The sequence below is a fragment of the Mesocryomonas fontinalis genome, from assembly GCF_055730125.2.
In genome coordinates this window covers 97,470-119,025 of the sequence record NZ_JBUZWG020000010.1, presented here as the reverse complement: position 1 = coordinate 119,025, position 21,556 = coordinate 97,470, and the positions used below count along the sequence as shown (strand labels likewise).

The 21,556-nt window shown below is 62.1% G+C and carries 24 protein-coding genes and 1 pseudogene; 12 read left to right on the top strand and 13 right to left on the bottom strand.

Going from position 1 to position 21,556, the window contains the following annotated elements; genetic code table 11:
• The gene (locus ACZL02_RS21425; protein ID WP_472939526.1) at window positions 1-930 is read left to right on the top strand and encodes a LysR family transcriptional regulator; all 930 of its coding nucleotides are present in this window, start codon (window positions 1-3) and stop codon (window positions 928-930) included.
• A 151-nt stretch (window positions 931-1,081) separates the two neighbouring features.
• Here ACZL02_RS21425 and ACZL02_RS21420 read toward each other — a convergent pair whose 3' ends face one another.
• From ACZL02_RS21420 to ACZL02_RS21410, 3 genes are all read right to left on the bottom strand, one after another.
• Entirely contained in the window at window positions 1,082-1,999 is a 918-nt protein-coding gene (locus ACZL02_RS21420; protein ID WP_472939525.1) for a cation diffusion facilitator family transporter, read from the bottom strand.
• An 828-nt stretch (window positions 2,000-2,827) separates the two neighbouring features.
• Complete coding sequence (locus ACZL02_RS21415; protein WP_472939524.1) at window positions 2,828-4,513, bottom strand: FAD-dependent monooxygenase; 1,686 nt, start codon at window positions 4,511-4,513, stop codon at window positions 2,828-2,830.
• Between the two features lie 55 nt (window positions 4,514-4,568).
• Window positions 4,569-5,009, bottom strand: coding sequence for a MarR family winged helix-turn-helix transcriptional regulator (locus ACZL02_RS21410; RefSeq protein ID WP_472939523.1), 441 nt, complete (start codon window positions 5,007-5,009; stop codon window positions 4,569-4,571).
• A 286-nt stretch (window positions 5,010-5,295) separates the two neighbouring features.
• On the opposite strand from ACZL02_RS21410, the gene ACZL02_RS21405 reads away from it, so the two are divergent.
• Together ACZL02_RS21405 and ACZL02_RS21400 are read left to right on the top strand one after the other, a co-directional pair.
• Window positions 5,296-5,562: a hypothetical protein gene (locus ACZL02_RS21405; protein WP_472939522.1), complete on the top strand. Its 267-nt coding sequence runs from the start codon at window positions 5,296-5,298 to the stop codon at window positions 5,560-5,562.
• 289 nt (window positions 5,563-5,851) lie between these two features.
• Entirely contained in the window at window positions 5,852-6,481 is a 630-nt protein-coding gene (locus tag ACZL02_RS21400) for a hypothetical protein (RefSeq protein ID WP_472939521.1), read from the top strand.
• 68 nt (window positions 6,482-6,549) lie between these two features.
• Here ACZL02_RS21400 and ACZL02_RS21395 read toward each other — a convergent pair whose 3' ends face one another.
• Window positions 6,550-7,161 carry a methyltransferase family protein gene (locus ACZL02_RS21395; RefSeq protein WP_472939520.1) on the bottom strand — a complete coding sequence of 204 codons (612 nt, stop codon included), beginning with the start codon at window positions 7,159-7,161 and terminating at the stop codon, window positions 6,550-6,552.
• A gap of 282 nt (window positions 7,162-7,443) precedes the next feature.
• Entirely contained in the window at window positions 7,444-8,529 is a 1,086-nt protein-coding gene (locus ACZL02_RS21390; protein ID WP_472939519.1) for a DUF3616 domain-containing protein, read from the bottom strand.
• Window positions 8,530-8,838: 309 nt separating this feature from the next.
• Between ACZL02_RS21390 and ACZL02_RS21385 the strand changes: the two genes are divergently transcribed.
• The 5 genes from ACZL02_RS21385 (at window position 8,839) to ACZL02_RS21365 (ending at window position 11,883) form a co-directional block, all read left to right on the top strand.
• The gene (locus ACZL02_RS21385) at window positions 8,839-9,954 is read left to right on the top strand and encodes an endonuclease/exonuclease/phosphatase family protein (protein ID WP_472939518.1); all 1,116 of its coding nucleotides are present in this window, start codon (window positions 8,839-8,841) and stop codon (window positions 9,952-9,954) included.
• A gap of 83 nt (window positions 9,955-10,037) precedes the next feature.
• Window positions 10,038-10,319: a toxic anion resistance protein gene (locus tag ACZL02_RS21380; protein ID WP_472939517.1), complete on the top strand. Its 282-nt coding sequence runs from the start codon at window positions 10,038-10,040 to the stop codon at window positions 10,317-10,319.
• Window positions 10,320-10,671: 352 nt separating this feature from the next.
• On the top strand, window positions 10,672-10,899 hold the full coding sequence (locus ACZL02_RS21375; protein ID WP_472939516.1) for a hypothetical protein: 228 nt from the start codon (window positions 10,672-10,674) through the stop codon (window positions 10,897-10,899).
• Window positions 10,881-11,135 (top strand): hypothetical protein, encoded by a 255-nt coding sequence (locus tag ACZL02_RS21370; protein WP_472939515.1) that lies wholly within the window; start codon window positions 10,881-10,883, stop codon window positions 11,133-11,135. Before ACZL02_RS21375 ends, ACZL02_RS21370 begins: the two co-directional genes overlap by 19 nt.
• A 448-nt stretch (window positions 11,136-11,583) precedes the next feature.
• A complete protein-coding gene (locus tag ACZL02_RS21365; protein ID WP_472939514.1) occupies window positions 11,584-11,883 on the top strand; it encodes a hypothetical protein in 300 nt (99 codons plus the stop codon).
• On the opposite strand, the gene ACZL02_RS21360 is transcribed toward ACZL02_RS21365, so the two are convergent.
• The gene (locus ACZL02_RS21360) at window positions 11,880-12,176 is read right to left on the bottom strand and encodes a hypothetical protein (protein ID WP_472939513.1); all 297 of its coding nucleotides are present in this window, start codon (window positions 12,174-12,176) and stop codon (window positions 11,880-11,882) included. The two genes, ACZL02_RS21365 and ACZL02_RS21360, sit on opposite strands and share 4 nt — an antisense overlap.
• 483 nt (window positions 12,177-12,659) lie before the next feature.
• Here ACZL02_RS21360 and ACZL02_RS21355 point away from each other — a divergent pair.
• Window positions 12,660-12,937 (top strand): annotated as a pseudogene (locus tag ACZL02_RS21355) (integration host factor subunit beta); the annotation flags it as partial.
• Between the two features lie 32 nt (window positions 12,938-12,969).
• Here the strand turns inward: ACZL02_RS21355 and ACZL02_RS21350 are convergent.
• On the bottom strand, window positions 12,970-14,016 hold the full coding sequence (locus ACZL02_RS21350; protein ID WP_472939512.1) for a YihY/virulence factor BrkB family protein: 1,047 nt from the start codon (window positions 14,014-14,016) through the stop codon (window positions 12,970-12,972).
• A 195-nt stretch (window positions 14,017-14,211) separates the two neighbouring features.
• On the opposite strand from ACZL02_RS21350, the gene ACZL02_RS21345 reads away from it, so the two are divergent.
• Window positions 14,212-15,078 carry a transglutaminase-like domain-containing protein gene (locus ACZL02_RS21345; RefSeq protein ID WP_472939511.1) on the top strand — a complete coding sequence of 289 codons (867 nt, stop codon included), beginning with the start codon at window positions 14,212-14,214 and terminating at the stop codon, window positions 15,076-15,078.
• Between the two features lie 334 nt (window positions 15,079-15,412).
• Here ACZL02_RS21345 and ACZL02_RS21340 read toward each other — a convergent pair whose 3' ends face one another.
• The 6 genes from ACZL02_RS21340 to ACZL02_RS21315 all read right to left on the bottom strand — a co-directional run bounded on the left by ACZL02_RS21340 (window position 15,413) and on the right by ACZL02_RS21315 (window position 20,415).
• A complete protein-coding gene (locus tag ACZL02_RS21340; protein WP_472939510.1) occupies window positions 15,413-16,324 on the bottom strand; it encodes a hypothetical protein in 912 nt (303 codons plus the stop codon).
• The gene (locus tag ACZL02_RS21335) at window positions 16,321-16,716 is read right to left on the bottom strand and encodes a phage holin family protein (protein WP_472939509.1); all 396 of its coding nucleotides are present in this window, start codon (window positions 16,714-16,716) and stop codon (window positions 16,321-16,323) included. Before ACZL02_RS21335 ends, ACZL02_RS21340 begins: the two co-directional genes overlap by 4 nt.
• An 11-nt stretch (window positions 16,717-16,727) precedes the next feature.
• Window positions 16,728-17,294 carry a hypothetical protein gene (locus ACZL02_RS21330; protein WP_472939508.1) on the bottom strand — a complete coding sequence of 189 codons (567 nt, stop codon included), beginning with the start codon at window positions 17,292-17,294 and terminating at the stop codon, window positions 16,728-16,730.
• Between the two features lie 51 nt (window positions 17,295-17,345).
• Window positions 17,346-18,446, bottom strand: a complete 1,101-nt coding sequence (locus ACZL02_RS21325; RefSeq protein ID WP_472939507.1) for a hypothetical protein — start codon at window positions 18,444-18,446, stop codon at window positions 17,346-17,348.
• A gap of 477 nt (window positions 18,447-18,923) precedes the next feature.
• Window positions 18,924-19,316, bottom strand: a complete 393-nt coding sequence (locus tag ACZL02_RS21320; RefSeq protein ID WP_472939506.1) for a hypothetical protein — start codon at window positions 19,314-19,316, stop codon at window positions 18,924-18,926.
• A 598-nt stretch (window positions 19,317-19,914) separates the two neighbouring features.
• A complete protein-coding gene (locus ACZL02_RS21315; protein WP_472939505.1) occupies window positions 19,915-20,415 on the bottom strand; it encodes an Lrp/AsnC family transcriptional regulator in 501 nt (166 codons plus the stop codon).
• A gap of 98 nt (window positions 20,416-20,513) precedes the next feature.
• Between ACZL02_RS21315 and ACZL02_RS21310 the strand changes: the two genes are divergently transcribed.
• Window positions 20,514-20,921, top strand: a complete 408-nt coding sequence (locus tag ACZL02_RS21310; RefSeq protein WP_472939504.1) for a DUF2000 family protein — start codon at window positions 20,514-20,516, stop codon at window positions 20,919-20,921.
• Entirely contained in the window at window positions 20,918-21,535 is a 618-nt protein-coding gene (locus tag ACZL02_RS21305; protein ID WP_472939503.1) for a LysE family translocator, read from the top strand. Before ACZL02_RS21310 ends, ACZL02_RS21305 begins: the two co-directional genes overlap by 4 nt.
• Window positions 21,536-21,556: the final 21 nt, after the last annotated feature.

Below are 21,556 nucleotides of genomic sequence, written 5' to 3'. Positions count from 1 at the left end.
ATGCCTGAGTCAGTCGAGAGCCTTGCGGCGATCCGCGCCTTCGTCGCCGTCGCGGACCTGCGCAGCTTCAGGGCGGTGGGCCAAGGGCTTGGAATGTCCTCGTCGGCAATCGGCAAGTCGATCGCGAAGCTCGAGGCGCAGCTTTCGGTCACCCTCTTTCATCGTACGACCCGCAGCATCTCCCTGACCGAGGCGGGTAGCCTCTTCCTGGTTCATGCCCGTCGCATGATCGATGAACTTCAGACGGCGGAGAGTGAACTCGCCGAGATATCAGGAAGCCCACGGGGGCGTCTGCGCGTGGGCCTGCCGCTGTCCGGAACATTGCTGACGAAAGCACTGAAGGCTTTCACCGCCCAATATCCTCTTGTCGAGCTTGAGCTCGATTACAGCGATCGTCTGGTCGACGTAATCGAAGAAGGCTTCGACGTCGTCATCCGTAGTGGGGACACGGGCGACTCGCGGCTGCTTCACAAGACGCTCGGCCAGTTCTCGTGGCAGCTCGTCGCCTCCCCAAGCTATGTCGAGGAGTATGGGCGCCCGTTATCACGGGATGATCTTTCGAACCATATTTGCCTGCGACAGAAACTCTCATCCGGGCGGGTTCAACCATGGCTTTTTCGTTCCGGACCGGGGCTTGAGGTACCCGTCAGCCTCACGGCAAGCGTGATTGACCCTTTGTTGGAACTGACGCTCGCTGGAGCTGGGATCGCGGCTTTCCCGGAGCACGCAGTCAGAGCCGCCCTTATCGACGGTTCACTGCTGCCGATACTGGATGCCGAGATGGCACATACGGGCGTTCTGACGATGCTCTGGCCAGCCAGTCGGTTCCGCGTACCCAAGGTGCGAGCGTTTGTCGATTGCATTGCCCATCATGTCCAGCTCCGGACGACAGCCGATGCTTCATCGAGGGTGTCTGGGGAAAACGTATAACTACGCTGCGAATGCATTTTACAGACAATGATTTCGGTGAGGTCGCCTATCTGATTGTCGATACGGAATTCTTGCCTCCGGCATTAGGATTGCATATGGATCGGCCGTTCCACGGGTCCCGCTAAGGCTCCGCGCCAGGACTTTGCAGCGATCATTCCGCCCACTCGGGATCGGTCGTGAAAGCGATCGTCAGCCAACGGTTCGGTCCCTCTCCCCCGAGAAGATCACCTATCTCGTTTCGAAGGCGGTCCCACTCGTCCAACGGACGGGCAGGAAGTCCTTTTGGAACGATGAAATGGATCTCGATCTGACGCCCCCTTCCAACGCGAGCAACGTATGCCCGGTATGAAATGAAGCCGTGGCGCAAGACGACACCTGCCGCGACGTCGTCGACCTGTTGCCGCATCTCGATCGGCGCTATCAACAGGATGTCCGCGAGCGCCTGACGCACTGTTCCGAGCGGGATCGGGATGATGAAGAGGCAAGCCACCGCCAAGATGCCCGGGTCGACGTAGGGGGTCATCCAGGCAAGTCGGGTTCCCTGAATCATGTACCCAAACAGGAATGCCGTCAGCAGCGACCCGGTCAGCGCGCCCGAAATCATCCACGCCTTGGCGTCCAACCTAAGAAAGGTCGATTGAATAACTCTATTGGCTCGTTTCACATAGACCGCCATAGCCAGCGAGGCTGCCACCGTGAGAGCCGAATACGCTATGCCGAGCCCGAACGGCAGTTCCCTTCCGCCTTGCATGATGCTCGAAGTCGCGTTGATCAGACCGTAGATGGCAGATCCAGTCAGGAGAGCACCATTCAACCCGAGTATCATCGGTTCAAGGTGCCAGAATCCAACGCTGAACCGCTGGGTGAAACGCCCCTTTGCCTTTTGGGATGAACCGATCAAATTCGAGATGAACAGGGCAAGCGTCGTCATGCTGGCGTCAGTCAGAGAATAGATCCCATCGAAGACGATAGCGGACGATCCGGATAGGACCCCGAAGACGACGCCCATCACGGCAACGAAACCCGTCACGCCGATCGAGACTTTCAGGATGGTCTGCTCGGACATCATTCTAACATCCCTGAACACGAATTCATTCTCGTCGCCCTGTCACCGACGTGCCGTCCATCTGGCGTTTGGTCAGGCTTAACAATGCCAAGCGGCAATGCGCTGATTGTGCCGGCTTGCCGCCGAGGGTCCGCGTTTCGGGTTGTTACTGGCAGACTTTCGAAACGAGGTCCTTGAGGTAGATGACGTCGTCCGGCTCCGCCAGCGCCTTTTTAAGGTGCTACGGCTTTGTCGCCGCACTGCCGATCGTTCTCTGTTCTCGCGCCTCCGCCGCCGCTCTCGTGCATGTGACGGGCCTTGGTATCGGGGGTGGCTTGGGGACCATCCCGGCGTACAGGTGCCCATGGGTTGGGCAGGGAGATCCGGACGAGCCTCTTGGCCTGGAAGATCGCGACGCAGCCGAGCGGCGCCATACGGATGAACGCTGCCGGGCCGACCGGGGGGAATAACCGCCGCTGCCCTTCTTGTCGTGAACCCGCAGACTTTGGGCATGGCGCTTGCCGTCATCGGCGTGCTCGGCGGCGAGAGTCCCGACACGGGGCGCTATGCCGTCCTGTCTGCGGTCTTCCTGCTGGTGTCGTCGGCATCTGGGCCGCCCTCGGATCAAGAGTCGGCAGTTCTCTTCTCCCGCCGGGAACGGTCGCGAGAGCGCTCAACTTTTCCCTCAGAGCCGCCCTCCTGGCCTCCGCATCGGTCGCCTTTTGGAAGGGCAGCTAGGGGGACCAGCTATGTCCCATCCTCCTCACGTTTGCGAAACGTTGCCGTGGCGACCGCCCTGCACAAGACCTGACGGTTGCCGTCAACCGCCGGCTCTGCAGACTGCCGTACCGACTATGTCGGAGCCCGGCCAAAAACCTTCTCGCAATATGCCGGCAGGAGATTGGCTCGGTCGGCGGGACCGCGGAACGCGATGTGCCCGTCGGGTCGGACAAGAACCAGCGAAGGAGACGATCCGATGCCGTAGGCGGCATGTGCCTCGCCGTCGAGGTCCGACAAGGGGACCGCATCGCCACCTTCGGCCACCGCCGCGCCAAGGACGAGCCTCGGACGAACCCAATCCCAGGGCTGAACTGCGCTGGCGGCCTGACGGAGATCGGAGAGCGCGTCGCGCTGCCGTCCGTCGAAGAGGAGGAGCGTCCATCCGAAGGTGCGGCCGTCCGGGTTGTAGATATGCTGGAACAGCGTCGTTGAAGCGCCGTCTGCCGCGATCACCGGGGCGTCGGGCGCGCGTTCGCCTGGATTGGGCGCATCGCGATGCAGGAGGCCGTGAGCCAAGCCGAAGGCGTCCTCGTTGAGTGGGCTCGTGGGATAGGCAACGGAGAGCTGCTGGAGGTCGTCCGTGCCCTGAAGCAGTGAGCCGATGTCGGGCCGGACGACGGCGGCGAGGTTCACTGCCGCATCCTTGAGTCGCCCTCGGTAGACGCTGTTCTGGAACCCCTGCGCCTGTTGCTTGTCGAGGCGACGGTGCTCGCCGCCGCGCTCGGTGTCGTAAGACTCGAGGAGTATGCGCTCGGCCCTGCCGCGGAGGACCGTGGCAAGCCGCCAGGCAAGGCCGACCGCGTCGTGGAATCCCGAGTTCATGCCCTGACCGCCGACCGGCAGGGTCAGGTGTCCGGCGTCGCCGACGAGGAACACACGGTCCCTGCGGTAGTGCGGTGATACGCCGTGCTGGAAGCGGCTGTGCGTCAGCCAGATCGGGTCGGTTAGCGTCAGGGTCTCGTCCTCGGTCACCTCGCGGGCGATCGCCTGCATTTCCTCCAGCGTCGGGTCGCGGTCGGGAAGCCCCGTGTCGTCCGACAGGAAGAACAGGCGGTGGTAGCCGCCCCAGACGGGCAGGACGCCGCAGAAGCCGCGGGGATAGTAGAAGAACCAGAGATGGTCGTGATCGGTGGAGCGGCGCCATGACAGCTTGGCGTCGAGCTGGCGATTCATGCAGTTCGGCAGCTTCTCCGGCTCAAAGTCGAGGCCAAGCTCGCGCCGCACGAAGCCGTCGCTTCCGTCTGCCCCGACGAGGTAACGGCACCGCAGGCTCTCGGGCTCGCCCGTGGCGTTTCCGTCCCCGTCGACGGCCGCCACCTCGACAGTGACGCCACCTTCGTCTTGCCGGAAGCCGACGACCTTGCGTCCGCGCTCCAGTCTGCTGCCCTTGGCCTCGATCTGTCTGCCCAAAGCTGTCTCGATCACGTCCTGCCCGCTGTAGAGCACCGGACCGAATGGGCTGGCGACGTCTGCGATGGCGATTGGATCGACGGGACGGCCGTTCAGGAGCGTGTTCACTTTGGTGATCGCGTAGGCCTTCTCCGCGATGGCGTCGCGAATGCCGATACTGGCGAGCAGCTCCTGCGGCCGGGCCCAGAGGTTGTTGGCGCGCGAATGGGGCTTTGACACGGTGCGGCTCTCGAAGATCCGGAACGGCACGCCGTGGTGGGCGAGCGCGCAGGCCGTGGTGAGGCCGATCGGGCCACCGCCCATGATGATGACGTCGATGTCGAAGCGGTCGGTCTGGATCGAGGGCATGGGGAATCCTTCGCTGAGAGGGTCTGGCAGGGTGTTTGGATGAGTCTCAGGGGGCCTACGGGAGCATGTCGCTCATCTCGCGCAGAACCGAGATGGCAACGGCGAGCCGCTCGGTACCGATCCGCTCCAGGATAGCCCGGTCGAGGGGGGCGACCGCGGCCTCGGCTGACGATAGGGCTTTCCGTCCCGCCTCGGTGAGCACAACGAGCTTGGCCCGCTGGTGATGTGGGTTGGGCCCGAAGGCGACAAAACCACGCTTTTCAAGGAGGTCGACGACCCGTTGCACGGCCTGACGGGTCAGGCCCATGTTGCGTGCGATGTGGGCGACCGGAAGCGGCATCGGCGCATAGCCCAGAGCCCCCAGCACCTGCCACCAAGCGGTGCTGAGCCCGATCTGACCGACGAGGTCATTGCCCGTCTCGACCAAACGGCCGTTCGCCTCGAAGACCGCGATCGACAGGGTGCGGACAAGGTAGGTCGCTTCATCCTCGCTCAATGTCAGCCCCTCGTCATATCGACAGCATGCTGTCAAATGAGTTCTGAGGCGAAATGTTCCCCTGTGCCGCCGTCGATCGTTCGCAGACTCGGATCGCCGAGACGTCGTGGGATCGAGGGCACGGTACGGCTGCCCCTCGTTCCGCTCGACCGAAATGCGAGGATCCAGGTCGAGACCGCGTATTCGTCATGACGACCGCGGAACTCGAGGAAAGGGTCCCGACGGCACACTCGGCATTATGCGGATCGAACCGACGGGACCGCATCGTCATGGGAGCTGGGCGGGGATGATGGATCGTCTGCCTTCGGCAAGCGCCATGCCGCTAGCCAAACAGGCCGAGCCCGTCATCAAGGACGAGTTCTTCGAGTGGATGGTCGGCATTACGGAACGAGGCGAGTACCTCAAGCTCTTGTTAAGGGGCTCGCCTCCCGGCTACGAGCGCGAAGCGATGCTCGCGTCGACCCTGCGGCTTCTCAAGCATTGCTGGGAGGAGATGGCGGAAATGGAAACGAAACTGGGAGAGCGGGAACGTTACCTAAGCGAAGGCCGATGAGCCTCTCCCGGCGGGCCGCCGGAGAGCGGCTTACGAGAGGAACGGGCGTCCGGATCATAGCGGCCGAAGCCGAGGGCACCGCTGCCAAGACCGCTCGGCTCCATGCGCCAGATTGGAACGGGATGCAGCCTCAGCGATGAAAGAGGCAAGCGTCCGCATCGAGAAGCGATTGAAGCGGTTGCCATCTGAAAACATGAGCCGTCAGCAAACCCTGATCTAGGCAAGCCAGCCCAGCTACTGACCGCATCGTCTCGGCCACGACGGCCGTCCAGCCTGAAAGGCCAAGGAATTGAACATCCCTGAGATTGTCTGGACAGCTCTCGCGACGACCTGCGGCACGGCATGTGTCCTGGCTATCCGACATCTCATCTGGCGCCGTCAAAGGGCACGAATAGACGGAAACGAGCGATCCAGACTTGCCCGGCACCTTGCAATCCGTGTCACCTGCATTCTGGACAGGTTCATCTTCGAGTGCAGCGAAGTCGTCGCCGATGGCGGCGAATACGAAGACGGCGAGCTGCACGCGAGCGTGGCGCACCCAACACTCCGCATGCCGGATGACGTCGACTGGCGGTCGATACCGCCTGAGCTGATGTACCGACTGTTGTCGCTTCCCAACGCCGTCGACAGCGCTGGCAAGTCGATTGACTACAAGACCCATGTTGCTTTAGCCCCAGGATATGAGGAGCACTTCGACGAGGTAAGGTACCAGTTCTCCAAACTTGGTCTGTTGGCTTTAGACCTCGCTCGGTTGCTCCGGGAGGAGTACGGCGTTCCCGCGATCGAGGCGGTCAACGGTTGGGATCCCCGTCAGACGTTCCTCATTCATACCGTCGAGCGGGATGGAGCGTCGGGCCAACGGTCAGCGGTTGTCGGGAACATAATCACGCGAACCTCAATGGCGAAGGCTCGGTACTGAGTCCGCAAGGGCGAAGGTCGACGCGGCGGGATCTTCCTATCGCTGCGGGTTAGCTCACCTTCGGCACTTCAGTACAGGTAGAGGAAAACGGGCAGGACGTTGACGCTTTGCAACTGCTCGACCAGCTCGAAGGCAGGTTTGGCGACGAAGAACACCAAGCCGTCCCTGAACGTCTGGTAGAGGCGTCCGGTGTGGGCGCTGAGGATGGGCTGGTCGCGATAGAGGCCGAGCTGCGGCCAGAACCGTGGCACACGCCGCATGTAGTCGACGTAAGAGGTCCCGAACGCATCCGTCAGGTGACGTTCCTCCCGACGGATGACGAGCTGGAAGGCGGCAACGCACCCGACGAAGAAGAAGACCGCAAGGACGATGCTTCCCGTCTGCGCACCGACCCCGCCTGCGGCGATCGATGAGAAGACGTACAGGGGGTTGCGGGTGATGGAGTACGGACCGACCTCCACGATCTCCGCCGCCTTGCGGCCGCCGATGTACAGCGTGCACCACATGCGTCCGATAATGCCGATGACGATGAAGCCGAGGCCGATCGCTTCGACCAGGTCGTGGATGGCGTGGGTCTCGGAGTCCCAGACCGAATGGACGAAGAGAAGGACGAGGAAAGCCGCCGCTATAAGCGCGGCGATCGCGAAGCGTCGCAGCCGTTGGTACCGACTCAGGGTCATGTGAGGCTCGCTGTGGGAGTTCGGAACGGGCCGGCCGAGAGGAGGCGACGTTCGCGGGATAGCAGTCCTTTGCGGCGACTTCACCGCCCAACGGCACTAACGTCCTGGAGGCGATTGTCGCAGAGCTCGATATCCGCTCGCTGTCCCAGCACAAGGCGCGGGTTCTCCCACCCCAGGATTCGATCCTTGGCCTCGTCAACATCAAGCAGAAGACCTTCATCGAAGTGTTCTCGATGTCTCCCGTGGATCCTCGCTGCTGCGCGGCACGACATCGGGCGCCACTCAGTCTGGCAACTCGAAAAGGTCGGCAAGGAACGTTGCTGGACCATCGGCGAAGCGCACGGGCGCCGGACTGTCACACAAGACGAGAATCCGTTCCTTCCCGCCGTCCCTGCCCCACAGAGCCAAGCCCTCTGGATGGTCGACACCTCTTCCGTGCGGCAGCTCGAGAAGGCGTTCAGGACGATGGACCGCTACCGTGTCCTGTCCGGACGCAGGCTCGTTCACCCAGTTCCGCCAGACATACAGCGCGCAAGGACCCGACAGGCTGGACGTCGGTCCTGCGAGAATCAGCAGATCGTCACCCCGGCGCTTGAGGTCCCGGATGCCGAGGCCCTCTAGGTCAAGGAGCCGCTTCATCGGCGGCGACGGCAGTTTCAGCGTACCGTCAGTCTCCGCGGCAATTCCGGCTTCCAACAAAACCGCGTAGTCGCGGATGACGGGTCCGCGCATTCCGAGCGCGAGACGGTTCCCCGAAACCGCGATGCCCTCGATGTCTACGCCGCCCTCCTTCGCCGCGATACGCGTGAACGGTTCGAGAAGAACGTCGAGGCGCAGCATCTCGGCCAGCTTGTTGCCGTGCTTCGTCTGCCGCAGCATCCCGGCATGGCGGTCTCCGTCCAAGCGTGTTGGATAGAAAGTTCCCGGTGCTTCGGTTCGCTCGACCAGCGGGATCCGCGCGAGCACGCAGCGCGGTCGTGTGTCCTTCAGGTCTGCCAACTTGGCGAGTTCGATCGGCACGTCGGGTGTCTTATCCGGCTTGTTGCGGGCCCGCGCGTGGCTGCCGACGATCCAAAGCCATCCGGCCTCTGCAGACAGTCCCTCGATGTCGACTTCCTCCCCAGGCTTGCGGAGGTCGAGCAGGTCCGCGAGCTCGTATCGTTCGTGGGCGGAAGAACCGCCTGCGGCGTCCAGCGTAAGGGCCTCGAGGACCGCCATCTCGTCTCCCGCAACCAAGAGAGTATTGCCGATGCGGGTTCCAGCCGACAGGTTGTGCTTCGGGTCCTCCCCGTCGCCGTCTCCAAGGCTGAGAAGCACCTGGCCGACAGGCACTGCCGTGGTGGGGTGATCGCGTCTAGGATCATGCATTCGGATAGCTCTTTCAACGATCTGGCTGGGGCACTGACGAAGTGGCCATCGGGTGCCCCCAGCGTTCTGGCGGCGCGACGGGGAAGCACGAACAAATGGTGATGGACCTTAAGTCCGTCGTTGATGTGGCGAGCCCCGTTACCGTGAGGCGTACCTAGGCTATGCCCGCTCGCCTATCCGGAACCGCCACGCCTATCGCGCACCCTTCTCATCCGACTCGATGGCGGTTGTAACGCCCGTCATATGCGGCTTGTGACAATCCTTTATGATCTGCTTGGTCAGTTCGGCTGTCTGAATGGGGAAACCGGGATGCGCATTGCCGTCTATAATGTGGAGAACCTCTTCGACCGCGCGAAAGCCATGAACCTGGACACCTGGGAAGAGGGCAAACCAGTCCTTGAAGCCTTCGCAGAGCTCAACCAGCTTTTGGGATCGGTCAGCTACACCGATGCCAATAAAGCGCGAATGGCTAAGCTCATGATCGAGCTTGGGCTGGAACGGTCGGACACTGGTCCCTTCGTGATCCTTCGCCGCAATCGGGGCGGGCTGGTGAAGCGGCCCCGCGCCGGCGGCATCGAAATCGTGGCTGACGGCCGCGTCGACTGGGTCGGCACGCTCGAGCTGCGCGACGAGCCGGTCAACGAACTGGCTATGCGGCACACCGCACGTGTCATGGTGGACGTCGAGGCGGACGTGCTCGGAATCGTCGAAGCAGAGTCTCGCCCCGTCCTGTCAGCCTTTAACCAGGAGATCCTCCCCGCGATCGGAGGGAGCGCCTTTCGGCATGTCATGGTGATCGACGGTAACGACGAACGCGGCATCGACGTCGGCCTAGTCACCCGTGAAGGATTCCCGATTGGCATGATGCGCAGCCATGTAGACGACAGGCAGCCGGACGGGTCGCCCGTGTTCTCCCGCGACTGTCCCGAGTTCAATGTTGCAACGCCCGGCGGCAATCGGCTCGTTGTCCTGGTCAACCATCTCAAGAGCAAGGGCTACGGCTCGCCAGCAGTGTCCAACAAGCGCCGTCGCGCGCAAGCCAAGCGCATCGCAGAAATCTATGAGGGACTGAAGGCAGACGGAGAGAAGTACGTCGTAATCATCGGCGACCTTAACGATACCCCGGATAGCGCACCGCTGGACCCGCTGCTATCGGAGACAGACCTGAGAGATGCCTTTGAGCATCCGGCGTTCGACGACGGCGGCCATCCCGGCACCTATGATTCCTGCCTGGCAGGCAACAAGATCGACTACATCCTCCTTTCACCCGAGCTGTTCGAGCGTATCACCGCGGGTGGCGTGTTCAGGGAAGGCATGTGGCCGGGAGTTCGCCCGCGGAAGTGGGAGGCCTATCCGGAGATCACTCGGAAACAGGAATCCGCGTCAGACCATGCCGCTGTTTGGGTGGACCTCAATCTCGAATAATAGCCAACCCGTGATGACCTTCCAACTCCTTCGATGCGCCCCCGTTAGAAGGTCGTTCCGCGGTTGCGGTCGAGGTTCAGCGCGTGCGCTCACAGATCGTGCTGTCCGACCGCGCTACGCTGTCCGCTTACGGTGAGAGGGCCCAGCGTGAGGTCACGGGCTTTGCGCAGAGGATTCTTGCTCAAACGCGGTCCGGGGACGCGGGAGCCGGCGGCGACCTCATCACCGAGGTAATTCTGAAGGTGAAGGGCGTCGACCCGGCTTCGCTGCGCGAGCGGTTTCCTGTCGCGCATGTTCGGTTCGGCCCGCGCCGAACTGGATATGTTCCGTCAGCGCTACGAGACCGTCGTCGCGCAGCTACTTGAGATCTTACCTCTCCGGAGGCGCTGGAACTCGCCTGGAAGCTCAACGGTTTTCGTGGCCCGTTCGGCACCTTCGGCGGCGACGAGGCCGACGCTGAGGTGGCGCGCTATGTCCAGCCGTCAGTTCCCTCCGTCGTCCCGATGCCGGACTCCACGGTCATGGACTCCATCTCCGCGATCCTTGCAGTCTGACTGCCCGGGAATACGAGGTTCGATGCGCTTCGCTCCCGCCTCCGAAAAGACGCTGGCGAACGTCCGGAAGCGGTATCTCCGTGCCATGCGACCCAAACGCAGGCTTAAGCCCGATGCTCGATCGCTTGTCGCCTACCGCGATGAAAAGGCCTAAGATGCAAACATGGAAAACATCAACGATGGCTTCGATACCGACCGCACTCTCACCGAATGGCGCGACGGCCGCATCACGCTCGATGTCGCAATGGCGAGGATCGGCGCGACGACATCGGAAGAGCTACTCTTTGTCGCGAAAAACGATCACGTCGCTCCAATGAACCTTGCCGCCGTCGCGAAGCTCGCAGGCGCAACCGGATCGAACGGGAGCAGTGCGTGGACTCCGGAAAATTAACGACTTCGCCCGCCTTACTTGCAGCCGAGGCACGTTTCCAGAAGCAAAGCGAACGACACGAAAAGGGCTCCGGTCTCGACATCATCGCAGCCGAACGCGCAGTAATGACAGCCAAGTCAGCACGGTTGAAGGCCGCGAGGCAGGTTCAGGAAGCGGCCCAAGCCGTGGTTGATGCCGAAGCTCTCAGAAATGCGCCCCCGAAACGGCTCTCGAAGAAACGGGCGCCGAAAACCTAAGCGGCGATCTGCTTGCGACGTTGCCCACGAATCCGGGTATGCAACAGGCAACACGAATCAACGAGATCGATCATGACAGACAAGGATTCGCCGGCCATCAGGGCGGCCAACATGCACTTCCGTCCAAACGCCGAGCAAGAGGAGTCGCGAGGGACAGGTTCTGGAGCACAGTCGCAGGTCGAAGCGACCGCGGCGAAGACGGCGCGGCTCCGGGCAGCCCGACTCGAACGTGACGCCGCCATCGTGGCAAAGATACCCTTCCTCAAACGGTAGTCAAAGCACCAAACGTCTGATTTCTGAGGAGAACCACCGGGGAAGCGTTCGGAAAACGCCGGAGATTCGTTACGGCACGCAGCATGCGCACCCTAAGCTCTGGTAGTCGTTCTCTTGACATGTATAGCCAGCTTGAGTTTCTGTGACATTCAGATGAATGTACGGGAACGCTCAAATGCCGTCGGACATCGAACTGATCGCAGGGACTGTGATTGATCTGGCAACTCCAAACATCAGACCGAAGCAGCTCTTCGCGGCCGTGCGGGAAAAGCACCCGGACGCGTCGAAGTCCGATGTAGTCCGAGCTGCCTTTTATGCCGTGATTTCGCATTCCGACTCCGATCCAGCGAAGGTTGCCAAGCTCCAGGCGATGGCGATTTCCGAGCGCGGCGGCGGGGACGACGAGGCGAAGCCGAAGTCGAAGAAGCGGAAGCGATCAAGGATTAAGCAGGTGGAGAACGGAAAGGCTGCCTAGGCTGCTCTGGCACGATCGATGACGCTGATCCGGTTTTCAGGAAGGCGGCGATACTCGACCGGAACACGCTCATGAAGAGCGATGCTGATCATCCACCGCATGTCGTCCGTCAGCGCTAGATCTTCGTAAACCGCTACCGCATCGACGACGGACAGCAAGCAACGCGCCTTGACGCCGTAGTCCTCGTCGCGGCGAAGGACCGCAGGTCGCTCACCTCGTTTCTTTGCGTCGAGGACAGCTGAATCGTAGTAGCCACGTCTGTCAATGGGAGCTGCGATCAGTACCAGGCGCATCGCATCGGCTCCATTCTCACGGACCCTTATACTGTTCGACGACAACCGAATAATGACGGGTCCACCTACGACAGCCACAGACGGGTCGACTGCTCGAGAGCTGCTGAAATCAGGCGCACCTCATCGGTCGTCGGCGTCGATCCGTTTTTGATCGTAAGAAGCCGCATGCGGTTCATGCCGGACAGCTCCGCCAACCTCTCGACTGTCATCCGAGCATGAATGCGCAGCGCTTTGGTCGTCGGACTGCCGTCAGCAATCAGGTCCGCGATGCCGAGGCTCTCCTTGTCGTATTCCGTTATTCCTACCTCCCGTTCGGGAGCGGTCGTAAAGCACGTCGATCCTTCAGGAGTATGACGGTCATCTATCGAGAGGAGATGCTGGGTTGGTGTACCACGTTGATGAGCGCGTTAATCGTAGACGATGACTTGCGCTACGACGAAAACCGCCTTGCCTGGCCGTTTGTCCGGATCGCAGTGTGAGCCAATGATCAAATCCGAACTCGTCCAAATCATCGCGAGCCGCAATCCGCATCTCTTTCAGCGGGACATCGAGAAGCTGGTCGATACGATCCTCGATGAGATTGTGGAGGCATTGGAAGACGGAGGGCGGGTCGAGATCCGTGTGTTTGGCAGCTTCTCGGTCAGGAAACGAGCGCCGCGTGCAGGCGGAACCCGCAGTCCGGAGAGGCCCTTGATGTCGGAGAAAAATGGGTACCGATGTTCAGAGCAGGTAAGGTATTACGCGATCGGTTGAATGGCGGTGGCCAAGCGCTGGGCCGCCCCTCGATGGCCGATCAAACTTGCGCTTCGCCAACAGTATCGGCCATCTCAGCCCCTCGCTGCCCCAATGGCCGCTCGGGCGTATGCGTGGTGTCACGGGCGGTCTGGTGCTCGAGTTCGGCGTTGAGCTCGGCGCCGAAGAGGACGACGATGCATGAGAGCCACGTCCAGGTCATGAAGCCGATTGCCGCTCCCAGCGAGCCGTAGGTTTCATCGTAGCTCCCGAAGTTGGTGGCGTAAAACGAGAAGGCGATGGAGAAGGCCACCCACATCACGGCCGCTACCACAGCCCCCGGGGTAACCCATCGCCATTTTGCGCGGCTGCGGCTCGGTCCATAGCGGAACATGATGGAGATGCCGAGCGTCACGATCACGAGCAGTAGCGGCCAGCGCAGGACCAACAGCGCCGTCTCGAGCCCGCCGAGACCGATGTACTCGAAGAGGATCGGCATCAGGACGACGGCGCCGAGCGTGAAGGCGATGAAGATTAGGAGGCAGAGGGTGAACGCGAGGGAGATAAGCGTCAGCTTGACGAAGCTACGCTTTTCTTTCTCGGCGTAGACGATGTTCAGCGCGTCGAAGAAGCTCTTCATGCCCGCGTTAGCGCTCCATAGCGCAACGCCCACACCGAACACCAAACCAAAACCGAGAGTGACGTCGCCCTTTTTAACGGTGCGCTCGAGTTGCTCGCCGATGATCTGCACCGCTCCAGACGGCAGGATTCCGTACATCGACTGGAGATGGTCGTTCACCGTGCCGAGATCGCTGAAGAGCCCGTAGATGGAGATGAAGGCCGTCACCGCCGGGAACAGCGCCAGCAGCAGGTAGAACGTCAGGCCCGCCGCGACCAACATGAGGCGGTCGCTCGAGAACTCCTCGTAGACCCTCCACAAGATGTCCTTCCATCCTGTCGCGGGTATCTCGCTAGGCTTGTCAGCTTCGCGGCCGCGACCTGGCTCCGTCGCGGCCTCGGCGTGGGCCTGTTTCTGTTCACGCGCGACGAGCTTCTCAGCATGCGTGGGTGGAGTATCCTTGTCTGGAGCGAAACCTGTTTCCGACATGTCGACCCCCCTTTTGAACGCAGGGAGAACATGTGAAGGACGGTTACGATCCCCGGTACAGAAGCGTATCCTCTGGCCAGACCGAAGCGTCCGCTTTCGGACGGTCGAGCGCATACCCACAAAGGGACGACGCATCGTCAGCGAGGGTTCGGCGGTGCCCTTCCCCCATCCTGTCATTACCACGCGAGCACTCTCATGACCGTCAGATACCGTCTCGGCTGCGAGCTTTCCTACGAGGTGCTGGCACCGACCGTGTTCATCTTCAATCTCGAGGTGGCCAAGCTCGAGCGCCATCTCGACCTGGTCGAGAGGCTCACGCTTTCCCCTGATATCAAGCGGCGTGCGTACACCTCGCCCGACATCCACAATCGGTACTTCTCCGTGTCGGCGGAGCCGGGTCCCCTGCACGTCAAGTACGAGGCCGAGGTGACGCTGTCGGACTTCCGCGCCGACCCGAACACAATCGGCGAGATGCCCATCGGCGATCTGCCGCTCGCCATCATGCCGTTCCTCCTACCCTCGCGGTTCGTCCCTTCGGACCGTCTCGGCGCGTTCGCTGAGAAAGAGTTTGGATCGATGGCGAAGGGCCACAACCGCGTGACTGCAATCTGCAACTGGATCTACGACAACCTCGACTATCAGCCAGGTTCCTCCGACTCGCAGACGACGGCATCCGAAAGCCTTCTGCTGCGCGCGGGCGTGTGCCGAGACTTTGCCCATCTGGGGATTACCTTCTGCCGCGCGCTGGGCATCCCTGCCCGCTTCGTCAGTTGCTACGCCTATGGCCTCGAGCCACGCGACTTCCACGCGGTCTTCGAAGCCTATCTTGACGGGCGTTGGTGGCTGTTCGACGCGACGAGGCAGGCGAACCTCGACGGACTCGTGCGTATCGGCGTCGGCCGAGATGCGGCGGAGATCGCCTTCGCGTCACAGTTCGGCTCCATCAACCCCGGCCCCATCAAGATCGTGATCGAGCACGCGGATGGGTCACCCGAGGTACCCGGCCGCACCACCGATGCGATCTCGACCGAGGAGCCCGCACCGCATGCTGGCGCCAACTGAAGCTTCGGAAAGGGCCTTACGAAGCGCGCACCTCCGCGAGCCCTTGCAGCTCAGGCGAAGGGATGCAGTCACTTGCATCGGTCTTGCCATGGCTTGTGCAAGCATCCGCATGACGGGCGTGACTGTGACCCCGTGCATGAGGATCGACATCCGAATGATCAATCCGACCACTGTCAGGATGAGGATGTAGGGGTCGGGACTGAGGTCGAGGGAAAGGTTCATGCCGTTCTTGCCGTTGATGATCTGCCACGCACGAAAACGGGAGGGACATGCCCTCCCGTCTCCAATGGATGTTCACGGCACGGACCGCTCGTTGGCGATCCCGACTTGCAAACTAAAGCTTGCCGGGCGATGCCTCGGAAACGCTTTCTTTCGCGGCACTGGCCACGTTGCCAACCCGGTCCTTTAGGTCAGCAGCAACCTCTCCGAGCTTTGCCTTCGTCAGGCCCTGCGCCTCGGCTTCGCGTCCAACCTCGTCCAGCGCTGTCGCCGCCAGATCTTTGGCTTCGCCGATCTTCTCACCAACTAGCGAGCGCGCCTGCGCCTTAAGCTCGTCACTGGTCTCACCAAAATATTCCCGCTCGATGTCCGAGACAGGAAGCAGCGCTGCGACGCCCGCGCCCAACGCAAGTCCGAGCACGCCGAGCGCCAAAGGTTGGTCCTCAAAGAACTCACCGACTGTCTGCTGCACGTGTCCGGCCTGGCTCCTTGCGATCCGCGAGCCAGCCCTACCCGCGTCGTAGGCGTGCGACCCTATGTAGGAAGCCGCGTCGCCGGCATAGGAGGCGACCGCGTCGTACCCTTGGGATGCCGCGCCAGCGATTGACGATGCCCCGCTGGCAATACTGGATCCTGCCTGCTGGGCACCATAGCCGACGGCATCCACGGCATCGTTGGCGGCACTACCCACACCGCTCGCCATGGTGCCAAACCGGTCGGACGTTCGACCAACGTGACGTGGCGCCTCAAAGCGCATCTCGTAATCGTCGCGCTCCGACCGATGACGGTTGCGATGACCGTGGTCGCGATCGTCGTCCCGCTTCGAGCCGAACAGCGACGTCTTGCTTCCACCGAAGAACAGCCAGGCGACACCCATGCCGATCAGCGCAGCCGACGCCGGGTTTTCGCGGACAGCGTCCGTAAGGCTGGTTCCGAAGTCCTTCTTCGTCACGGTGTTCCGGGCGTTGGGAATGGTGGGATCTTCCGCGTATGTGGAAGGGACGGGACGTTCGTATGTATGGCTCATGGCTGGGTTCCTTTCGCCGCTTGTGCGTCCATCTGGACCTGATGCACCGTGCGCTCGGGCACCATTGTCTCGGACTTCAGTTTTTTGACGCCTGCCAATACGAGGATCGCAGCGACCGCGCCCCCGACGACGGTGGCTAGCAGGAACGCCAGCCCTGCACCCATGCCCGCCTCAACGAGAAAGGTTGCGACGGTGGTTAAGAGCATCACCAAGGTAGCCATCGCGAAGGCTACTCCGCCGACCATCAGTCCGATGGCCACGCCGGCATTCGTTGCCTTCTTGGCCATCTCCGCCTTTGCGAGCTGGATCTCGCTCCGGAAGAGGGCCGAGAGCTGCTCGAGGCCGTTGGAGATCAGCTCCGAGAAGCTTCTGTCGTCGGGGGACGTAGCCATCCGATGCCCCTTCAGCTCAGTGTGCCGCGGACGGGCAGCGGCCGGGGTGCGCCGACATGGTCCGCATCGCTCTTCCAGTCACCGACGTTCGCCTCGCGTGTGCGCTTCTGGGCTGAGGTCGACAGGAACCGAGCAACGACGAAGCCAGCCAACGCGGTGGCGCCGAGGAACACAGCCGGCTGACGGCGAGCGTAGTCGTGAACGACACCGACGAGATCGGCAAGGTCGCGATCTTTTACGGCATCGGCCAAGTGCTCGATCTCGCCCGCTGCCTTCCGGGCAAAGTTGGCGACCATCGGCATTTCTTCGTCGAGGCTGTCGGCAGCGCGGTTGATCGACCCGGCATAGCCCTTGAAGCGGTCAGCCCCTGCGGCCTTTTGCTCTTCGGCGAGACCGCGCACATGATCTGCCGCGTCGAGAACACCCTGTTTGGCACGGTCACCGAGATCGTTCACGGCGGCCTTCGCCTCGTTTGCAAGCGAGCTTGCCTCGGCACCGACATTGTCGGCGGCGGCCTTTGCCTGATCGGTGATGTCTGGCTTCGCGGTCTGGTTCTGATTGAAGGTGGTGTTGCTCATGTCGGTCTCCATGCATTTGACTATGGGTTGGTCAGTGGCCTAACGGCCCGTTCAGTGATCCATTGGCCGAGTCGTGATGGGCTTCTCCGGCTCGTCGGTCGGCACGACGGCATTCACGCCAGCATCGACGACGGCTGCCGCGCGCTCGCTAAGATCACGGATTGCATTCTTGCCGGACTCGACGTCGAGGCCTTCGTCGGAGGCGGCGTCCACGGTCGAGGCAGCCACTCGCTCGCCGACGTCCATTGCGGCGTGCAGACCTCCGCGGGCAGTCGCCTCGGCCTTCTGCCTCACTCGCGAGCTCGCGTCGCCGAACAAGCGGGATTCAGTGCGGCTATGCGGGATGAGCGCGGCAAGTGCAGCACCTGCTAGGGCCGTCAGCGCGCCGACCAATAAGGGGTTGCGCTGGACTGTATCGACCAGCGTGTCACGACCCTGTCGGCCAAGCACAACCGCTTGTTCGGTCACTTGGCCAACCGCGTGTGTGGCATCGTGATAGGTCGTCCGGGCTTGATGGGTCACGGCATCGGCTGCGTCCGTCAGGCTCTGGGTCGCATCGGTCAGGGTGTCGGTCACCTTGTTCGTGGCTGCCGATGCGGCGCCGGTTACGCGGTTGGACATATCTTGTGCGGTTGAGGTAACGGAGGCCGCGGCGGCCGATGCCGTGTCCGATGCCTTGCTTGCAAGTTCGGAGGCCTTGTCGTTACCTGCCGAGACCGTACCTTTGACCTTGTCTCCCGAGATCAGTCCCGAGAAGATGTTGTTGCGGCCGGACAAAGCCACGCCCGCGCCCATCAGCAGTACCGGAGCCGGGATGCTCCGAAGAATGCCGATGATCGGGTAAGCCAGACCAGCTCCAATCGCCGCGGTCTGCAACGGATTTTCCCGTGCAGACCGCTCAAGCTTGGCAAGCATATCCTGGCCCGACTGGACAATGCTGTCCTTGACATCCGCTTTGATGGTGTCGGGCGAGAGGCGGTTCCGCAGTTCTCCAACGGTGTCGGCAAGCCCGGAGCGCAAATTTCCGTTCCGTGCCTCAATCGCATCTAGGCTCAGGTCGCCGATCTCGGTTCTGTCGGTTGAACTCATCATCTTCTCCTCAGCAGCCCGTGTTTTTTCAGAGGCCACGTTCACGCTTCCGAGAACCATCATGGGAGTCCCTTAGTTCCTCCCGACACCATGTGGGGCTACACCTCTAAGTCAGCTCTCGTTGTTTGATCTTTGAGGGCTATCGGCATTCATCTCGTTCTCATCGACGCGCTGGAACCCAACCGTTGGTGCGCAAACATCGAAAACCGTGAGGCTGGTTGGAGCCGACACCGCAGTCTTGGTCGTTGCGCTCCGCAACAACTTGTCCCGTCGCGTACGCGCCGTAAAGGATGGTGAGCGTACTGTCTCCCCATCTGGAGTAAGCCTTACAAACCTTCCTCAGGAGCGTTCATAAGTTCAGCTCGACGAAAGGAGGACCCAGATCACGCAGCCGCGCTATGCGCCCTTCAGTGAAGCTGCAACGGTGCCGTGCTGAACATCACCCACGCTTAGTCCGGTCCGTCGAGTGCGAGCACCATCGCCAACACTAGAAGCAGTCGTGAAGTCACTTCCCGGCGATGCGATACAGTGGGTGCAGCCTCATCGGCTCCCCAGTCCACGGGAGGCGCGCTCGGCAAGGAACGTGTCCGCATCGCGACCGACCTGGTCGCGAAGGTCCGCCAGTCCTGCGCGCATCCGTCCGTGTACGGCCGTATCGAGCGAGGGGTCAGGGTAGCGCTCGTCCCCGAAAAGCACCGCGTCGATCGTTCGCTGAAGCTTGGGAATATCACCGAAGGCCCAGCCATTCACTGCAGGTCCAAGCGTCACCAACAGCGATGAGAACAGGGCGGGCTCGCCAGTCGGGTCCTGGTCCGGGTCGGCAATCAGACGCGAGCGCCAACGCAGCTGACCGGCGTAGAACCAGAACGTAGCCTCGTCACCCTTGCCGGCCTGCATCAATGGTGCCGCCCGCAGCATGATCTCATAGGGCAATTCGTGCCCCGCCGTCTCGGTACCCGCTAGAAAGCTGGGCTCTTGTGCTCCGGCGCGTGTCAAAGGACTCAGAACGAGGGCTGACGCCATCAGAACGGGAAAAAGGGCGCGATAGATGTGATGCAACGGATCCCTGCGATGGGCAGCGCAATCAGTCGGAAGATATGCCAATTCGAAGCGGGGTACGGAGGGTTTCAGCCTACGACCGCGGTCCGAAAGAACAGGCGGGCAACGAGGTTCCCGAGGAACCCGAGGGCTCTAGCGTGGTCGCAGGGTGCCTTGGATTTGCTGACGCCTAGTTGCATGCCTTGTTTCTAATGAGAGATGGAGATGTCAAGCTGCTAGGGGCGCCGCCGATAGCCTTCCGGGCAGCCTGCCGGATCGCGTGAACAGCCGTGCCTGTCGGATCACTAATGGAGCTGAGGACCAGCCACTTGGCCCGGTCCTTCTGGGCCGGGCGCAGCGTCGCCGCCGTAAGTTTGAAGCCATTCTTCTGGGACACGGGACCATGGTCGGCATGCCCCCGCCTGTCGCGGCATCACGAAGATCGGAAACCGGCAAGGTGCGGCACGATCACACCGTCGTCCGCGTGGATCCATTATCCGGCCCCGACTGGGCTCGGCCCTCGCTCGAGATACGTCGACAGAGCGATGTAGCTCCTCGTGCCCTTAAAGCCCTCGATGGAGTGGATCCGCTCGAGGAGGTCTTCAAGCGCCTGCGTGTCCCGGGTCCTGACCTTCAGCAGCATGGCGCTCTCACCCGTCACCGTGTGGATCTCCTCCACTTCCGGGAGTTCCTGCAACGCCAGGAGCTGACGGGTCACCGCCCAGCTCGTCGTGTCCACATGGACGAATGTCAGTAGTGGCCGACCGAGCTTGGCTCCGTCGAGGACGGCGACGTTCGCCTTGATCACCCCGTCCTGCCTTAGGCGCTTCACGCGCTCGTGGACGGCCGGCGCCGATAGATGGAGAAGTTTCCCGAGATCGGCGTAGCTGCGGGTCGAGTCCTCGGCCAAGAGACCTAACAGCGTTCGGTCCCGGTCGTCCAAGCGGGCCGGTGACGGGAGGCGTGGCCGAACCGGGTTCGTATCTTCCTTCACCTTGCCGATATCCTTTGTTACCGAATGCCGTGCGGCATTATGAAGGCATCCTCTCACGCAATCCATCTCATTGCGCATGTGGCCGAAGGATGTAAGGCATGTTCGACACGAAGGTCGCCATCATGGTCCTGGACGATCTCGCCACATGGCAGAAGCTGAACGTCACCGCGTTCTTGGCGACCGGCATCGCCGGCGCGGCGCCCGAAGCCATGGGTGCGCCATACGAGGATGCCGCGGGAGGTCGGTTCGCGAGTCTGCTCGGGCAGCCCATGCTGATCTTCGCGGCCGGCCCAAACGATCTTCTCCGCGCCCACCGGATGTCGGGCGAGAAAGGCCTAACCGCTGCCATCTACGTCCGGGCGATGTTCGCGACGGGTCATGACGCGGCGAACCGCGAAGCGTTCAAGGCCGAACCGACGGACAGGCCGGACCTCGTCGGTATCGCGATCCGCGGCCCGAGGAAGGATGTCGACAAGGCGACCAAAGGCGCAAGGCTGCATCCATGACCGCGCTTCCGATCGCCCTCGTGCAGCTTCTGCCCTTCGTGACCTTCGCCTTCGTCGCGTCGATCACGCCCGGCCCCTCCAACCTCCTTGTCCTCGGCAACAGCGCCCGATACGGCTTTTTCGCAGCGCTCCCGATCGTTTGGGGTTCGTGCGCGGGATCAGCGGCGCTGGTCCTCGTCGTCGGCTTCGGCATTGGCGGATGGCTGGCTGAAAACCCTGGCGTCCAGGTGGCCATGGGCTGGGCCGGAGCGATTTGGATGAGCCGTCTGGCCTGGAAAATCGCCTTCCACACGACAGACACCGACAAGGCGGTCGCGGACAAGCCTACCAGCGGCCTAACGGCTGCTGCCCTTCAGATCGTCAATCCCAAGGCGTGGGGCATGGCCTTGGCCGTCGTCAGCATCTTCGCCGGTGCCGACGCCGACATCCGACGGTATGGCGTACTTTCGGGTGTCTTCCTGCTGGTCTCACTACCCTGCTTGAGCGCCTGGGCGGCGCTTGGAACGAGAGCGGGGTCGTCGGTGCAGTCCGAAACGTCAGCAAGGGCCTTCAACGCGGTCCTTGGAGCGTCGCTGCTCGCATCGGCCTGGGTCGGGGTATGGGAACATGGCTAGGCGGCTGATCCGTGACGCCGA

What these genes read in the sequence shown, in the direction of transcription:
- ACZL02_RS21305 (WP_472939503.1), top strand. Translation starts at nt 20,918, where the DNA reads ATGACCGCGCTTCCGATCGCCCTCGTGCAGCTTCTGCCCTTCGTGACC.
- ACZL02_RS21350 (WP_472939512.1), bottom strand. Translation starts at nt 14,016, where the DNA reads ATGTCGGAAACAGGTTTCGCTCCAGACAAGGATACTCCACCCACGCAT.
- ACZL02_RS21335 (WP_472939509.1), bottom strand. Translation starts at nt 16,716, where the DNA reads ATGGCTACGTCCCCCGACGACAGAAGCTTCTCGGAGCTGATCTCCAAC.
- ACZL02_RS21345 (WP_472939511.1), top strand. Translation starts at nt 14,212, where the DNA reads ATGACCGTCAGATACCGTCTCGGCTGCGAGCTTTCCTACGAGGTGCTG.
- ACZL02_RS21340 (WP_472939510.1), bottom strand. Translation starts at nt 16,324, where the DNA reads ATGAGCCATACATACGAACGTCCCGTCCCTTCCACATACGCGGAAGAT.
- ACZL02_RS21325 (WP_472939507.1), bottom strand. Translation starts at nt 18,446, where the DNA reads ATGATGGTTCTCGGAAGCGTGAACGTGGCCTCTGAAAAAACACGGGCT.
- ACZL02_RS21415 (WP_472939524.1), bottom strand. Translation starts at nt 4,513, where the DNA reads ATGCCCTCGATCCAGACCGACCGCTTCGACATCGACGTCATCATCATG.
- ACZL02_RS21420 (WP_472939525.1), bottom strand. Translation starts at nt 1,999, where the DNA reads ATGATGTCCGAGCAGACCATCCTGAAAGTCTCGATCGGCGTGACGGGT.
- ACZL02_RS21310 (WP_472939504.1), top strand. Translation starts at nt 20,514, where the DNA reads ATGTTCGACACGAAGGTCGCCATCATGGTCCTGGACGATCTCGCCACA.
- ACZL02_RS21405 (WP_472939522.1), top strand. Translation starts at nt 5,296, where the DNA reads ATGATGGATCGTCTGCCTTCGGCAAGCGCCATGCCGCTAGCCAAACAG.
- ACZL02_RS21330 (WP_472939508.1), bottom strand. Translation starts at nt 17,294, where the DNA reads ATGAGCAACACCACCTTCAATCAGAACCAGACCGCGAAGCCAGACATC.
- ACZL02_RS21385 (WP_472939518.1), top strand. Translation starts at nt 8,839, where the DNA reads ATGCGCATTGCCGTCTATAATGTGGAGAACCTCTTCGACCGCGCGAAA.
- ACZL02_RS21425 (WP_472939526.1), top strand. Translation starts at nt 1, where the DNA reads ATGCCTGAGTCAGTCGAGAGCCTTGCGGCGATCCGCGCCTTCGTCGCC.
- ACZL02_RS21365 (WP_472939514.1), top strand. Translation starts at nt 11,584, where the DNA reads ATGCCGTCGGACATCGAACTGATCGCAGGGACTGTGATTGATCTGGCA.
- ACZL02_RS21375 (WP_472939516.1), top strand. Translation starts at nt 10,672, where the DNA reads ATGGAAAACATCAACGATGGCTTCGATACCGACCGCACTCTCACCGAA.
- ACZL02_RS21395 (WP_472939520.1), bottom strand. Translation starts at nt 7,161, where the DNA reads ATGACCCTGAGTCGGTACCAACGGCTGCGACGCTTCGCGATCGCCGCG.
- ACZL02_RS21390 (WP_472939519.1), bottom strand. Translation starts at nt 8,529, where the DNA reads ATGCATGATCCTAGACGCGATCACCCCACCACGGCAGTGCCTGTCGGC.
- ACZL02_RS21360 (WP_472939513.1), bottom strand. Translation starts at nt 12,176, where the DNA reads ATGCGCCTGGTACTGATCGCAGCTCCCATTGACAGACGTGGCTACTAC.